This is a genomic window from Paenarthrobacter sp. AT5 (genome assembly GCF_032764245.1).
GTDB classification, from domain to species: domain Bacteria; phylum Actinomycetota; class Actinomycetes; order Actinomycetales; family Micrococcaceae; genus Arthrobacter; species Arthrobacter ureafaciens.
Map to the genome: position 1 here is coordinate 3,796,776 of NZ_CP136441.1, position 14,081 is coordinate 3,810,856.

Sequence of the window (14,081 nt, forward strand, 5' to 3'; positions counted from 1 at the left end):
GGAATGACCTCCGTGGATCTGCGTGCGTCATGGAGATTTGCCCGGCTCGGCCGGCACGAGGAATCCGTCCAGGACCAGATTGCCCACCTCATGGAAGAGCGTAGAGGTGAAGGCTTCGGCGTCGAATCCCTCTTCCCCTCCCAGGAGGGCTTCCAGTGCCTTGATGATCTGGTTGACGCTGAGGTCACCGTCGCAGGCAGAGACGAAGCCGGCTAGTTCGCTGCTCAGCAAGTTGGTCCTGCGGAGGCCTGCCCCCTGCCGCAACAGAATCACTCCGGGGTGCTCAGCGCCCGGCCGTTGATGCCTCTCCTCGGTGACGTCCTCGGCCACCAGCAAATGGGCCTCGTTCAACTGGTTGGCCGACAGCCAGTCCGCCCTCTCGATGGCCGCGCCCAAGTGGGGGCCAATGGGTTGCTCGATGGGGTAGGTGATTTCCTCGAACCGGCTGATGGTGCCCTGACTTCCGGCCGGCCGACGCAACCAGATCATGCCGAAACCAATGCCCTCCACATTCCGGGAGGCAAAGTCCTCAAGGTAGGCAGCGTAGGCCTCCTTGTAATGGTTCGGGTCCCGGGACTCGGATGCGTCCTGGAGCCAGGTCTCGGCGTACTGTTCGGGCCCCACCTGCTCGCGTTGGATGAACCAGACATCCAGTCCGGAACCCTCGAGCCAGGACGCAGGCCGGTCCTTCCACTGCGCACCAGCGGTGATCTCCCAGTTGCCCAGCATTTGGGCGGTTCCGCCTGGCTCAAGGACGCTGCCGAGGGACTTCACCAAGGAAGAGACGATCTGGTCGCCCGGCAAACCGCCATCCCTGTAGGTGAACCGGTCTGCTGCGGATTCTCCCTTGGTGCGGGGAGTGATGACGAAGGGCGGGTTGGAGACTACGAGGTCGAATCGTTCGCCTTCCACCGGTTCCAGGAGGGAACCGAGCCTCAGGCTGATGCGGGCTTCGAGGTTGTTTGGATCCACTTCCAAGGCTGCGGCGTTGAGGACGAGATTGAACCTCGTGAAGGCCAGGGCCCTTTCCGAAATGTCTGTTGCCGTGACGTGCTCACAATGGTGGAGCAGGTGGAAGGTCTGGATTCCGCAACCGGTACCCAGGTCCAGGGCACGCTTGGCATGCGGCCTAATGGTGGTCTGCACCAGCGTTGTGGAAGCCTGGCCGATTCCCAGGACGTGGTCGTGCCGCAGCACGCCCGGCTGCTGGTGGGCCGCCAGGTCACTCGCCACCCACAGTTCCGCTCCGCCGCTGCCGTCCGGATTAGCGTCCCATCCATAAGGACGGACATCGACGGCGGCGGTAGCAACCCCGTCCGCGATGGAGACGAGCCCGAGCTCGGCGAGCCCGTTGGCACCTGGACCTGGCAGGGCGGCATCAACGTCCGCAACAGCCTGCGGAACCGCAAGAAGCCAGAGCCGCACCAGGACGGTTAACCCCCGCAGCCCGGCCTGGCCCGAACCCGACGTCCGTTCCGTGGCCAAAAGGGCCGGGATGATCTGGTCCCTGCCCAGCGCCGCATAGGCTGATGGCCCCAGAAGGTCCGCAACGCCGTCGAGCGTGTAATTCACTGACTTGAACGCGTCTGCAAGGGCAGCCAGGAGCGCCGGTTGGTCACTGCGGGGAGCATCGGGGGTATTGCCTGAGGAAAACACTGATGTGGATGGGTTCACGTTGCCAGTCTATGGTCGGGGTTGCCCTGCCGGTTCACCGTGGATGCGCTATGTGGAAAGACTCCCGCGGGGAAACCGGTAGCGTGGAACCATGCTCAATGTCTCCTCCACAGTCCGCCGTGCCGGCATGGTTCTCACTGCCGCCGGCTTCCTGCTGGCAGCCACCGCATGCCAGCAGCCGGTGGACATCTCCCGCGCCGATGTGTCCGCCTGGAAGAAGGACGCACTGCCCGCCGCTTCCGGCATTGTGTTGGAGGACTCGGGAAAGATCCTGGACCGGGACCCGATCGTGAAGGATGCTCAGAACGTTGCTGCCGGCCAGTACACCCTCACCATGGCCTGTGACGGCGGAGGAAAAGCCTTCTTCGCGGTATCCACGGGCGGACAGCAGATCGCCGACGCCGGCGCTGCCTGCAACGGCAGCCGTGAAACCGTGAAGATCAAGATCCCGGCCACGGGGGCGGTCATCATCTCCACGAGCAGCGTTGACGCGCCATTGATCTACGCCTACCAACTGGCGCCCGCGACGAGCTGAACTCCGCCTCCATCGAACCAACAACCGGCTCTATGGAGAGCCGGCGCGCAAGCGTAAAGTCAGAACATGGGCGGCAAGGCGGCTGGCTCCGTGGGACCGCGACGGTTGGCGGGTTCCGCCGTCGTGCTTCTGCTTGGAGTGGTCACGGCGCTGACGGGGTGCGAGTACACCTATGAGGAACCTGGCCGGGCCGAAGCTGATTCCACGACCTCTGCGGGCAGGAACGTAGTGCTTCCTCCGGATCCGGCCTTGGAATCAACAGTGACCGGTGAAGCCCTGAAAGAGTGGGCGCAAGCGGCACTGCCCGAATCCCAGGGACGGTCTTTCTACTCAAGCAGCGGCTACCTTGAGCCAGGAGAATCACGGACGGAACAAACGGTTCAACTGCCCGGCGGCACGTACGCGGTGACGTTGGCCTGCCGCGGCACCCGCAGGGTCTCCTTCAAAGTGGCGCTTGATGAATCGGATTTGGTGGATCTGACCCTTGGGTGCGCAAATGCCCGCGTGAGCGTCGTGCAACTCGAGGCTGATGCGGTCCTGGACATCACTGTTGGAACGAGGTCCGATGCCAACTTCGCGTACCGGGTCAGCCGGCTTTAGCGGGTCAGCCGCCTTGGGCGGGTAGCCGCCTTTGGTTCGGCGCCCGACGGCGGTCAGGCGGCTTCGCAGCCGTCCGGACACCTCAAGGTTGCCGGATCCGAAGCGCAATCCGCGCAGTAAAGCGTCAACGTACGGCAGCTTGGGTTGGAGCAGTTCTCGAACTTGTTGGTGGGCGCCGAGCACCGGACACACGAGCCGATGGTCTTGGCGTCGTCGCTGAACTCCACATGCATGCGCTTGTCGAAGACGTACAGCGAGCCCTCCCAAAGACCGTTGTCCTTGAAGGTCTCTCCATACCGGACGATTCCGCCGTCCAATTGGTAGACCTCCTTGAATCCCCGGTTGACCATCAGGCTGGAGAGAACTTCGCAACGAATCCCGCCGGTGCAGTACGTAACTACAGGCTTATCTTTGAGGTCGTCGTACTTCCCCGAGTCCAGTTCCTTGATGAAGTCGTGCGTTGTGGCGACGTCCGGGACCACCGCATCCTTGAACTTGCCGATCTGAGCCTCGAACGCGTTGCGGCCGTCAAAGAAAACAACGTCCTCGCCGTCGGCCTTCTTGCTGTCCAGCAGGGCGTGCAGCTCCTCGGGCTGCAGGTGCTTGCCGCCACCCACAACGCCGTTCTCGTCCACTTTCAACTCGCCCGGTGCGCCGAAGGAGACAATCTCATCGCGGACCTTGACGCTGAGCCGCGGAAAGTCGTCAGCGCCGCCGTCGGACCATTTGAAGTCGATATCGTGGAAACCCTTGTACTCACGCGTGGTTTTGACGTACTGCTTCATGTTGTTGAGCTCACCGCCGACAGTTGCGTTGATGCCGTCCTTGGAGATCAGGATGCGGCCGGTAAGGCCCAGTTTCTCGCAGAGGGCGCGCTGCCATAGGCGCACTGCATCCGGGTCGGCGATCGGAGTAAAGCCGTAAAAAAGTACAATTCGGTTCAAAGCCACCGTTAAAGGTTACTTGGTGTATTAGAATCCCGCGGCGAAGTCACAATTTCATAAGCACCCGCTAGCGGGCAGAACCGGCTCTGTTGCTTCCCGGAGCGCTGGCATACTCTCTCTACATGAGTCCAGACGCCTTGGTTGAAGACATCGCACACCTCTTGGAAGTCTGGGTAGCCGGGTGGACCGGCTGCCGGGGCTACGAATCACGGCAAGAAGGCCGTTTTCCTGCCGCGCTGCGCGCCGACAAGACAGGTGACTGGGAGTACTTTGCCCATGACCCTTCCGACGAGGAATTCGCTGCACTGGCTGCGAAAACCGCAGAAGCAGAGACCCGGATCCTGACGATCCTGACCAACGACGTTCAACGGTACAAGTACCTTGCCGAACAACACGGACTCAACGTCAACTCCGCTTCCCAGACCATGATGATCGTGGACATGGAGACCCAGGATGCCGAAGATCCCTGGCTTCCCGACGATGATCTTGAACTGGCCACCAGCGAGTCCAATGGCGTGCACTACGCCGTGGTCCATTCCGGTGAGCAGGTGGCCGCGAGCGGCCGGGTTTACGTGGTGAACGGCACAGCGGTGTTCGACAAGATCGTCACGGAGCCCGCCTTCCAGCGGCGCGGTTTGGGAACTTTCATCATGAAGGCACTGGCCGCCCAGGCTTTCTCGCACGACGTCGAGAACGGGCTGCTGCTGGCTTCGTTGGACGGGCAGAAGCTCTACTCCCACCTCGGTTGGGACGTGGTGTGCCACGTCCTCATGATGTCCGTGGGAAGCTCTGGAGGACCGGACCTTTCCGCGGAATGACAGAATGGGTTGGTGGCCACACCATCCCTGATCCCCTTGCTGAGCCGGACAACCGATCCGGAGCAACTTCGCCACGTCCACACCATCCCGGCGCGCAAAGCCGTCAACGAGCCGTGGCCCGAATGGGTGCATCCGGACATCGTTGCCGCCTACCAAGGCCTGGGAATCCAGGAACCGTACCGGCACCAGGTGCAGGCAGCGGGTCTGGCCCACTCCGGCCAACACGTGGTCATCGCCACGGGCACCGCCTCCGGGAAGTCCCTCGCCTACCAACTGCCCGCTTTGGATGCGATCCACAGGTCTGAGCTCCGGGTCCTGTCCGAACCCGGCAAACTCCACGACGACGGCGCCGTGGCTTTGTATCTGTCCCCCACCAAGGCTTTGGCCGCCGATCAGCTCGCTGCCGTGCGCTCGTTGCGCTTGCCGACGGTCCGCGCAGAAACCTACGACGGCGACACAGACCAGTCGTCCCGGCGCTGGATCCGTGATCATGCCAACCTGATCCTCGCCAACCCCGACATGCTGCACTTCGGCATCCTGCCCAACCACGAGTGGTGGGCCAAGTTCTTCCGTAGGCTGCGCTACGTCATTGTGGACGAGGCCCACAGCTACCGCGGGGTGTTCGGTTCCCACGTCGCCAACTTGATGAGGCGGTTGCGGAGGGTCTGCGCTTATTACGGCGCAGGTACGTCCTTTCCCGAGCCCGTCTTCATCGCCGCATCCGCAACGGCGTCGGACCCCGGCGTGTCCTTCGGCAGGCTCATCGGAGCCCCCGCCCGGGAAATTTCGGAGGACTGCTCTCCGCACGGTTCCACAACGGTAGCCTTCTGGGAGCCGGCCCTGACCGAACTCAAGGGCGAGAACGGCGCCAAACAGCGGCGGACGGCAGTGGCCGAAACCGCAGATATCCTGGCCAACCTTGTTTCGTCCCGCGTCCGTACCATCGCCTTCATCAAGTCCCGCCGCGGCGCTGAGTCCATCGCCTCGATCACCAAGCGGCTGTTGGACGAGGTGGACCCGAGCCTGCCTGCACGGGTGGCGGCCTACCGTTCGGGCTATTTGCCGGAGGAACGCCGGGCCCTGGAGCAAGCGCTGCGGTCGGGTCAATTGCTGGGCGTCTCCAGTACCTCGGCACTGGAACTGGGAATCGACATCTCCGGCCTCGACGCCGTGCTCGTTGCAGGATGGCCGGGCACCAGGGCATCGCTTTTCCAACAGATCGGGCGCGCGGGACGCGCCGGGCAGGACGCCTTGGCTGCGTTCGTGGCCAGCGACGATCCCTTGGATACCTACCTCGTGAACCACCCCCAGGCCATCTTCGACGTATCGGTGGAGGCCACGGTCTTTGATCCCGGAAATCCATACGTCCTCGGCCCCCATCTGTGTGCCGCTGCCGCGGAATTGCCCATTGGACCGGCCGAACTTGATCTGTTCGGGCCCAGCGCTGAGGGACTCCTCGACCGGCTGGTCATGCAGGGTTACCTCAGGAAGCGCCCTGCCGGTTGGTTCTGGACGCATTCGGAAAGCGCCGCCGGAATGGTCAATCTCCGGGCCGACGGTGGCGGCCCCGTGAGCATCGTGGATGCCGAAACCGGCTCCCTCCTGGGCACCATGGATTCGCCACAGACGCACTACCAGGCCCACACCGGCGCGATCTATGTCCATCAAGGCGAAAGCTACCTCGTGGAGGAGCTCAACGAGGGCGATCATTGCGTCATGGTCCGGCGGGTGAACCCCGATTTCTACACGACGGCAAGGGACGTCACCCAGATCGAGGTGCTGGATACGAACCGGTCCGTCCAATGGGGCGATGTCACCGCACACTTCGGGGAAGTCAAAGTGACCACGCAAGTGGTGTCCTTCCAACGCAAGGCCTTGATCTCCAACGAAATCCTCGGTGAAGAACCGTTGGACCTTGGAGCCAGGGAACTCTTCACCAAGGCCGTGTGGTTTGTTGTCGAAAACCGGTCCCTGAACAATGCCGGCCTGGTTGAAGCCCAGTTCCCGGGAGCCTTGCACGCCGCGGAACATGCTGCGATCGGGCTCCTGCCATTGGTCGCGTCCAGTGATCGATGGGACATTGGAGGCGTCTCCACGGCGCTGCATGCTGACACCGGGCTGCCCACCATCTTCGTCTACGACGGGCACCCCGGAGGAGCAGGCTTTGCGGAGCGCGGCTTCGAGAAGGCCAAAACCTGGCTCAGCGCCACACGGGATGCCATTGCCGCCTGCGAGTGCGACGCCGGCTGCCCGTCCTGTGTGCAGTCCCCCAAATGCGGGAACAAGAACAACCCGCTGGACAAGGCAGCCGCCATCACACTTCTGGATGTCCTGCTGAAGCAAGCCGTCTGATCCGGTGCTCCCGTGCCCGTCCTACCCTCCGCGGTCCTACCCGTGCCAGAGCCGCAGCCCCGCAGACGCTAGGGCGGCGGTCCGGCCCGTGCCCGTCCAGTGGCTTGGCCAAACAGGAACGGTTGCAGCAGCTCCGTACTGACCTCGACGATCCCTTCCCCCAATGTCCCGCAACGAGTAGTACGGGCACCGTGCTCCGCCGCGACAGCCGATGCGACGGAACACGGTTCTCCGCTGGTCAGCCCGCGAGCGGCATCGGCGGCCGCAAGAGCCGATAGGTCCGCAGCTGTTGCCGCCCGTGAAGCCATGACGCCGGCCTGGGCCAACAGCAGCAGTCCCGCCAGCAGCGCGCCCAGGACTGCGACGAGGCCAAGGGACAAGATTGTTCCGGATCCGCGCTCAGCGAGGAACGCTTCACAACATTTCTCTGAACCCGTACCTGCCCTTCGGGTCATTCCGGAGGTACGTCTCACTTTCCCGGTACCTCTTGGCGAGCTATGGCCGTAGCACTCAGATCCCACGGAATCAGTGGGCCGACCGCTCCCCCTGCCCGGGCGGTGGCAGTAACGGAAAACCAGTCTCCGTCGCTTCCCACGTGCACGCTTGCTTCCTCTCCACCGATGCGCTGGACGATCCCTTGCACCTCCCCCTCGGTTTCTCCGCGGGCCAGGGCCCGAGCGCCGGCGCGCGCAGCTTCCTCCAGACGCAGCTGGGTGATACCTGCTGCACCCGCGGCCAACAGAAAGGCCAACAGCAGGATCACCGCGGGCAAGGTCACCGCCAATTCGGCCGTCACGGCTCCGGATTCCCTGCCGTCCACGTCATCCCTGCCGGCCAACCGGGCCCGGAGGTGTTGCCTCATGGCAAAGAGAGCGCGGTTCGAATCAGGTTGAGCAGGAACCCACGAACTTCATCGCTGCGCAGGAGCACCACCAGCAGCCCGGCGAGTCCAACGGCAGCGAGGGTAGCGATGGCGTATTCGGCCGTAGCCATCCCCGCTTCACCGGCCATGACCCGCCTGCGCATCCTGCTGACCAGGGAACGTCCGGCCGGTGACGTTCCAGCCGATGACGTTCCGGCCGGTGAAGTTCCGATCCGTGAAGTTCCGGCCGATGACGCCACCTGTAGGGAAGGCACGCCTTCCGGGATGTGCTGCGCTTGCGGGATGTGCTGCGCTTGCGGGATGTGCGGCGCTTGCGAGGCGAGGGACGGGCTGGCGCCGGTCGTCTGTGCCAACGGCCGACGAGCTTCCCCGGCTGCCTGCGGCAGGGGCTTCCGACGTGCCTCCCCCTCTGCCTGCGAATTCCTGGCACCTCGTCTGGCCGCAAAGGCCCCAAAGACAAAACGGCCCTGACGCCGATGCGTTCGACGAGCTGGCGAAGAGCTGGTGATGATGGTCAAGACATTCCTCTCGTAGATCCGGAAGATTCCGGTAAGACGACTCTTCCGGTCCGCGGATTACCTTTGAAGATCCCCGTTCGTTCAAGTGGAAAACCCACTGCCTGCACCTTCTGTGGAGGAGCAGTGTGAGCCTCAACCCGGGGGAAGCATGGCGATGAGGACGGGCACCACCCCGAGGCAAATGAAGGCCGGAAGCGAGCACAGGCCAAGGGGAATAACGAGTTTGACCCCCAGGGCGGCCGCGCGTTTCTCTGCAGCACGGAACTGCTCACGGCGTTCCCGGGCGGCCTGGGCATACAGGATCGATGCCGAGGGCGCACCGGTAAGTGCTGCGAAAGCCAACGCGTCACGTATACGGGCCACTTCGGGAGGTTGGCGGCCAGGTGTACTCCACGCTGTTTCCCAGTCCGTTCCCAAGAACAACGCGGCCACCACAGGCCTCAGGGAGTCGCGAACAGGAGTGGTGGCACTCCGTGCAATGAGTTCCAAGGCCCGCCCGATTCCTGCCCCGGAGTCCAGCATCGAGGCCATCAGCTCGAGCATCATAGCGGGATCGCGCAAACCGTCCGCTGCGCTCTCGTGAAGCGGCGCGGCATGACCCACGGAAATTTCAGAGTTCCTGGTGTGCGGCGTTGCCGGATGCCCGGCGCCGGTGAGACTCAGTCGTCTGCGGAACTCCGCACGCGGCCGTCGACGTTTCCCGAAGCCCACCACGACTGCCAGAAGCAGGCCCGCAAGCACCAACAGGGACATACCGGACATCAATCAGCCCCCGCCGCCGCAACCAAGCGCGCCGACCACAGGCGGCCTGCCATGGTCAGCACCAGCCCCGAGACGAACGTCGCCGTGCCCATGACGTTACCCAGCAGGATCCCCACGGGATCCACTCCCAGGGCCATCCCGAGCAACAGCCCAAAGACGGGGAGCCACGACAGGAGCCGGACGGTTGCCTTGGGTCCCGCCAAGGCAGTCTGCCGGGCAGCCTCGGCGTCCTCTTCCGCTTCCAGCTGGGCAGCAAAGCGCGCCAATAGCCCGGCGAGCGGACACCCGCTGATCTCCGCGATGTCGAGGCACGCGGCCAACTCAATCCAAACCCGCCGTTCCTTGCTACCGCGCACGGGATACACCCGGGCACACGCGCTCCTAATTGCTTGGGCCGGGGAACTGCCCACTGCTGCTACTGCACGGGCCGCGGCCAGTATCTCCAAAGATTCGCCGGAGACTACGGTTACAGCGCTTTGCCTTCCATCGCGGGAGGATCGGCGCCCAGGTACTCCCGTGCCACGGGGCATCGATGTGTGCACGCGCCACAGCTCGTCCCACATCTGCAGTTGCGCCCGTCCGCCACGGAGAAGGGCAGCGAGCTGCTGCACCAGGACCACCATGGACACTGACGGGGTTCGTTCGGCAACGGCGCCCCTAAAACGGCCGGAAAGTCCTGCACGTTGCGCCCGCCCGGTTGCTGGCACGCCCGGCCCGGGTGGCGTTCCATCGCCAGGGTCAAGACGGCGTCGTATCCGCCGTGTGGCTGCATAAGCTCCCCGGAAGTGGAGAAGCACAGCAACAGTGGCGAACACGACGACGAACGCGGTAGTCATGCATCAGCGCCGAGGGCCAAGCGTGCTGCCAGCAGCGGCCAGCCCGGACCGCGGGCCAGGCCGCTGTCCGTCAACGTCAGTGCAGGCACCACGGTCTGGCTGACACCAGCGTCGCTCACGATGCCAAGTGAGGAGACTCTTCGGCCCGTCTGCGAACGCTCCACGTGGATCACCAGATCCAAGGCACTGGCGACCTGCAACCGCACGGCCTCCGCGCTCAACCCTGCTAGCGCGCCCAATGCTATCAACCGTGCAGGGACCGCCTGGGCCGTATTGGCATGGATGGTCCCGCCCCCGCCCGTGTGACCGGTGTTCAGCGCGGTCAGAAGTTCACGGACCTCCGCTCCCCTGCATTCGCCCACGATCAGCCGGTCCGGCCGCATCCGGAGAGCCTGCCGCACCAATTCACCAAGATCCAGCGCGCCGCCCCCTTCAAGGTTTCCATGCCTGGACTCAAGGGTCACCACGTGGGGGTGGACGGGGTTGAGTTCGGCTGCGTCTTCGATCAGGACAAGTCGTTCGGAGGGATCGCTGAGGCCCAGCAAGCTGGACAGAAGGGTGGTCTTCCCCGAGCCTGTGGAGCCGCTGACGAGGAAGCTGAGGCGGTGCCTGATGATCGCCCTGAGAACGTCCTCTATCTCTTCGCAGAACATTCCTCCTGCCCGCAATTCGGTGATGGTGAATGTTTCTTCCCGCCGAATACGGATGGAGAGCAGGGTGCCAACGGTGGAGATGGGCGGGAGCACTGCATGCACCCGGTAGCCACCGCTGAGGCGAACGTCCACGCAGGGTGAGCCGTCGTCCAAGCGACGCCCGCCAGCGGCTACCAAACGTGAGGCAAGTGACCGTACTTGGGCTTCTGTGTCGAACCTGACGGCCGAGCACTCCAAACCGCTGCCCCTGTCCAACCAGACGGAGTCGGGCGCGTTGACGAAGATGTCGGTGACCGCTGGATCGCGGACCAGGGGCTGCAGCGGACCCAGGCCGTTGAGTTCGGCGTTGATCGTCTCGGCCGCTTCCAAAGCCCCTGCTGTGCCAAGGAGCTTGCCGCTGGCTTGGACAGCTGCTGCCACGGTGGAAGGGGTGACGGGGCCGCGTCCTGCCAGCACCGACTCCCGAACTGTCTCGAGAAGGACCGCGTCAAGACGTCGGTGTTCCCGTCCGCGGTTGTCCCTTCGGTTCACCGGTCGCCACCGTTCAATCCAAGTGCCGCCTCGGCAAACCGCCTGACGGGCCGGCGCCGTCCAAGTTCCAGGAGGCGTCCCTGCTCCGTCCCGGCCCCTACTCCACGGAGGTCCGGTACCACTCCTGCCAGCGGAATTCCCAGGGCATCGGCCACAAGGTGAGGGTCTGTTGGGTCCGATCCAGCGGCGCGGACAAGCAGCCCTGTGTCGGTAGGTGGCACCTCGTTGAGGACCCTTGCGGTTGCGACGGCGGATTTCAGGTGCGTTGTGGTGAGAAGCAGTACCCGGTCACAGTCCCAGGCGAACGCCTGCAATCCTTCCTGGTTCCGGGCAATGTCAATGACAGTCAGTTCGAATGCCCGGCGGGCCGCATCGAGAACGGCAGATGCGGATGCCGGATCCGTGCTTTCGAACGGCTCGCGCCTACCGGGCCAGGACAAAAACGCGAAGCCTCCAGCCGTGGGCAGGGAGTCCCTGAACTGGCCGGGATCGATGCTGCCCCTTGTCGCGGCGAAGTCCGGCCACCTCAGTCCCGGCAGGGACTGGTCGCTGACAGCCAGTTCCACCCCGCCTCCCCACGGGTCACCGTCCACCAATAGGGTAGCGACGCCATGGTTGGCCGCGGCATGGGCCAACCAGATGGCTGCAGTCGTGGCGCCGGATCCTCCCCTCCCACCGACCACCCCCACCATGGTTCCGCCGGGCTCCGGGGCGCTGGCCAGGCTCAGGTGCTCGGCAAGCCATGCCGCGGCCTCCGGCAGCGCCGCAACACGCTCTGCTCCCAGGACCGCTGCCAGCCTCCACAATTCTTCGGCTTCGGCGGACCGGCCCAACAGGACTGCCGGGGCTCGCCTGCGTGGCGGCGTCTCCCTGACGTCACTGCCTACGATCAGAACATCGGCCGTGTCCCATCCCGAAAGCGCCTCTTCCACCCGTTCGACCGTGCGCAGCCTCCCGCCGGAAGCCGCCACGATGCGCACGGCTTCATCCTGCAGGTATGGGTCGGCTGAAACGAGCAGGATGTCAGCGGCGGCAGGCGGTATCCAAGGGTCCCCTGAGGCTTCACTGTGTGGTGGTCGTGGCCGTTGTTGTCTTCTGCCCATGGAAGCCAGCCTCGCTTGTGTCCGGGCCGGGAAGTAAGGCTTGACCGGGCGTATGTGGACAAGCCCGGGACCCCGAGGCTGTGGAGGAACAGTCACCCGGGCTTTACAGGCCCTGCGCGTACAACGCGTCCCGCGCCGCAAGGCAGAATGGACTCCATGTATTTGTTGCTCGCCGCCCACCAGGACGGCGCAGCTATTCAGAGGATTTCCCCTTCCGGAAAGCCCACATCCGATGCGCGCCCCGTCACCAAAGGTGAGCTGCCCGGCGTCGTACGTGAACTGGAACGGCAGCGGCCCCGCTGGGTGTGGAGCCGCGCCCAGGATTGGTACCCCGAACTGCTGGCCCGGGGTGTTGAACTGGAGCGCTGCCATGACTTGGCGCTGTGCGGATCGATCCTCGCCAATTCCGCCCTGACCGCCCACACGGAGTACGCGAAGAACGCTGAAAAGCTCGTCCAGGATGACGACACAACCCCTGCCAGGGCCCTGCAACCGCCGCCCCCGCCAAGTACGCAAGGGGCCCTCTTCGAGGACATCAAACCCGTTGTGGCGGGCGTGGTTGAGTTGCGGAACGAGTTCGCCGCCCAGCAGGCCGCCCTAGCGGACGTCGATGATGCTGATCTATCCAAGCGGCTGCAGCTGCTCCTCGCCGCAGAATCGGCAGGCGCGATCATCGCCGTCGAAATGCAGCACGCCGGCGTTCCATGGCGCGAGGAACTGCATGAGCAGATCCTCACCGAAGCCCTTGGCCCGCGGCCTCCGCTGGGCCACCGGCCACCCGCGCTTGAGGCGCTGTGCAACGAGTTACGGCACATGCTCAATTCGCCCGCGTTGAACCCGGATTCGCCCCAGGACCTCATGCGGGCCCTGCACCGCAACGGCATCGAGGTCAAAAGCACCCGCAAGTGGGAACTCCAGCAGTCCGGCCACCCCGCCATCCAACCGCTGCTGGCGTACAAGCAACTGTCCCGCCTCCACACCGCCAATGGCTGGACCTGGCTGGATACCTGGGTTCGCGACGGACGCTTCCATCCCGAGTACGTAGTTGGCGGCGTCGTCTCCGGCCGTTGGGCGTCGCGGGGCGGCGGAGCCCTGCAAATTCCCAGGAACATCCGTGCGGCCGTCCATGCAGAACCCGGACACAAGCTCATTGTCGCCGACGCATCCCAGCTGGAACCGAGGGTTCTGGTGGCCTTGGCGCAGGACACGAAGATGGCGGAGGCCGCGCGGGACAAGGACCTGTATGCGGGCATCGCCGCGCAGGGGTTCGGCGGCGACCGCCAAAAAGCCAAGGTGGCGCTTCTGGGCGCAATATACGGAGCCACCACGGGTGAATCCGGCCGTTTGATGCCCCAGCTTGCCCGCACGTATCCGCGTGCTGTCGGCTTCGTTGAGCAGGCGGCGCGCGAAGGCGAGGCGGGGCGTACGGTGACCACCCGGCTGGGTCGCAGCAGTCCCGCGCCTTCCCTCGGTTGGTTGCGCAGCCAGCAGTCCACCACCGCCGAGGAACAGCGGCGGGCAGACACCATCGCACGCTCGCGCGGACGCTTCACCCGAAACTTCGTGGTGCAAGGTTCCGCGGCTGAGTGGGCTGCGTGCTGGCTGGCGGAATTACGACGCCGGTTGCGAACCTTCAGGGCAGAAGGACGTCCCTCGGGTGAACTCGTCTTTTTCCTGCACGACGAAGTGATGGTCCATGCCGCGGACGATGCGGTGGAGGCGTGCGTGGAGGCTATCCGGGAAGCAGCCGATGCCGCCAAGGAACTCATGTTCGGCCGGATTCCCGTGGAGTTCCCGGTGAGCATCGCCGTCGTCGACTCCTACGACAAAGCGAAGTAGCCCCGGCCTTGAAGCCCGCCGCATCACGGATGG

The 14,081-nt window shown here is 64.5% G+C and carries 14 protein-coding genes; 5 read left to right on the forward strand and 9 right to left on the reverse strand.

From position 1 onward, the window contains the following. Positions 1-27 precede the first annotated feature (27 nt). On the reverse strand, positions 28-1,674 hold the full coding sequence (locus RI444_RS17595; protein WP_062097849.1) for a methyltransferase: 1,647 nt from the start codon (positions 1,672-1,674) through the stop codon (positions 28-30). Between the two features lie 91 nt (positions 1,675-1,765). On the opposite strand from RI444_RS17595, the gene RI444_RS17600 reads away from it, so the two are divergent. Next, positions 1,766-2,209 (forward strand): hypothetical protein, encoded by a 444-nt coding sequence (locus RI444_RS17600; protein WP_062097851.1) that lies wholly within the window; start codon positions 1,766-1,768, stop codon positions 2,207-2,209. 66 nt (positions 2,210-2,275) lie between these two features. Continuing rightward, entirely contained in the window at positions 2,276-2,809 is a 534-nt protein-coding gene (locus RI444_RS17605; protein ID WP_062097853.1) for a DUF6023 family protein, read from the forward strand. Positions 2,810-2,862: 53 nt separating this feature from the next. On the opposite strand, the gene RI444_RS17610 is transcribed toward RI444_RS17605, so the two are convergent. After that, positions 2,863-3,759 carry a rhodanese-related sulfurtransferase gene (locus tag RI444_RS17610; RefSeq protein ID WP_062097855.1) on the reverse strand — a complete coding sequence of 299 codons (897 nt, stop codon included), beginning with the start codon at positions 3,757-3,759 and terminating at the stop codon, positions 2,863-2,865. Positions 3,760-3,875: 116 nt separating this feature from the next. On the opposite strand from RI444_RS17610, the gene RI444_RS17615 reads away from it, so the two are divergent. Further along, positions 3,876-4,571: a GNAT family N-acetyltransferase gene (locus RI444_RS17615; protein ID WP_062097857.1), complete on the forward strand. Its 696-nt coding sequence runs from the start codon at positions 3,876-3,878 to the stop codon at positions 4,569-4,571. Positions 4,572-4,580: 9 nt separating this feature from the next. After that, entirely contained in the window at positions 4,581-6,923 is a 2,343-nt protein-coding gene (locus RI444_RS17620; RefSeq protein WP_069695918.1) for a DEAD/DEAH box helicase, read from the forward strand. A 68-nt stretch (positions 6,924-6,991) separates the two neighbouring features. Here RI444_RS17620 and RI444_RS17625 read toward each other — a convergent pair whose 3' ends face one another. The 7 genes from RI444_RS17625 to ssd form a co-directional block, all read right to left on the reverse strand. Continuing rightward, positions 6,992-7,303 (reverse strand): Rv3654c family TadE-like protein, encoded by a 312-nt coding sequence (locus RI444_RS17625; protein WP_241650875.1) that lies wholly within the window; start codon positions 7,301-7,303, stop codon positions 6,992-6,994. An 89-nt stretch (positions 7,304-7,392) separates the two neighbouring features. Then, entirely contained in the window at positions 7,393-7,785 is a 393-nt protein-coding gene (locus RI444_RS17630) for a TadE family type IV pilus minor pilin (RefSeq protein ID WP_062097861.1), read from the reverse strand. After that, the gene (locus RI444_RS17635) at positions 7,782-8,159 is read right to left on the reverse strand and encodes a DUF4244 domain-containing protein (protein ID WP_228145566.1); all 378 of its coding nucleotides are present in this window, start codon (positions 8,157-8,159) and stop codon (positions 7,782-7,784) included. Before RI444_RS17635 ends, RI444_RS17630 begins: the two co-directional genes overlap by 4 nt. Positions 8,160-8,456: 297 nt before the next feature. Continuing rightward, positions 8,457-9,086, reverse strand: coding sequence for a type II secretion system F family protein (locus RI444_RS17640; protein WP_062097863.1), 630 nt, complete (start codon positions 9,084-9,086; stop codon positions 8,457-8,459). Further along, the gene (locus RI444_RS17645; RefSeq protein WP_207605584.1) at positions 9,086-9,922 is read right to left on the reverse strand and encodes a hypothetical protein; all 837 of its coding nucleotides are present in this window, start codon (positions 9,920-9,922) and stop codon (positions 9,086-9,088) included. Before RI444_RS17645 ends, RI444_RS17640 begins: the two co-directional genes overlap by 1 nt. Next, positions 9,919-11,106, reverse strand: coding sequence for a TadA family conjugal transfer-associated ATPase (locus RI444_RS17650; protein ID WP_179012881.1), 1,188 nt, complete (start codon positions 11,104-11,106; stop codon positions 9,919-9,921). Before RI444_RS17650 ends, RI444_RS17645 begins: the two co-directional genes overlap by 4 nt. After that, positions 11,103-12,086 carry a septum site-determining protein Ssd gene (ssd, locus tag RI444_RS17655; protein ID WP_316963834.1) on the reverse strand — a complete coding sequence of 328 codons (984 nt, stop codon included), beginning with the start codon at positions 12,084-12,086 and terminating at the stop codon, positions 11,103-11,105. Before ssd ends, RI444_RS17650 begins: the two co-directional genes overlap by 4 nt. 279 nt (positions 12,087-12,365) lie before the next feature. Between ssd and RI444_RS17660 the strand changes: the two genes are divergently transcribed. Next, the gene (locus RI444_RS17660) at positions 12,366-14,048 is read left to right on the forward strand and encodes a bifunctional 3'-5' exonuclease/DNA polymerase (RefSeq protein WP_207605582.1); all 1,683 of its coding nucleotides are present in this window, start codon (positions 12,366-12,368) and stop codon (positions 14,046-14,048) included. Positions 14,049-14,081 lie beyond the last annotated feature (33 nt).

Coding starts and splice junctions, on each gene's coding strand:
- RI444_RS17600 (WP_062097851.1), top strand. CDS start 1,766: ATGCTCAATGTCTCCTCCACAGTCCGCCGTGCCGGCATGGTTCTCACT.
- RI444_RS17605 (WP_062097853.1), top strand. CDS start 2,276: ATGGGCGGCAAGGCGGCTGGCTCCGTGGGACCGCGACGGTTGGCGGGT.
- RI444_RS17615 (WP_062097857.1), top strand. CDS start 3,876: ATGAGTCCAGACGCCTTGGTTGAAGACATCGCACACCTCTTGGAAGTC.
- RI444_RS17630 (WP_062097861.1), bottom strand. CDS start 7,785: ATGAGGCAACACCTCCGGGCCCGGTTGGCCGGCAGGGATGACGTGGAC.
- RI444_RS17640 (WP_062097863.1), bottom strand. CDS start 9,086: ATGTCCGGTATGTCCCTGTTGGTGCTTGCGGGCCTGCTTCTGGCAGTC.
- RI444_RS17645 (WP_207605584.1), bottom strand. CDS start 9,922: ATGACTACCGCGTTCGTCGTCGTGTTCGCCACTGTTGCTGTGCTTCTC.
- RI444_RS17660 (WP_207605582.1), top strand. CDS start 12,366: ATGTATTTGTTGCTCGCCGCCCACCAGGACGGCGCAGCTATTCAGAGG.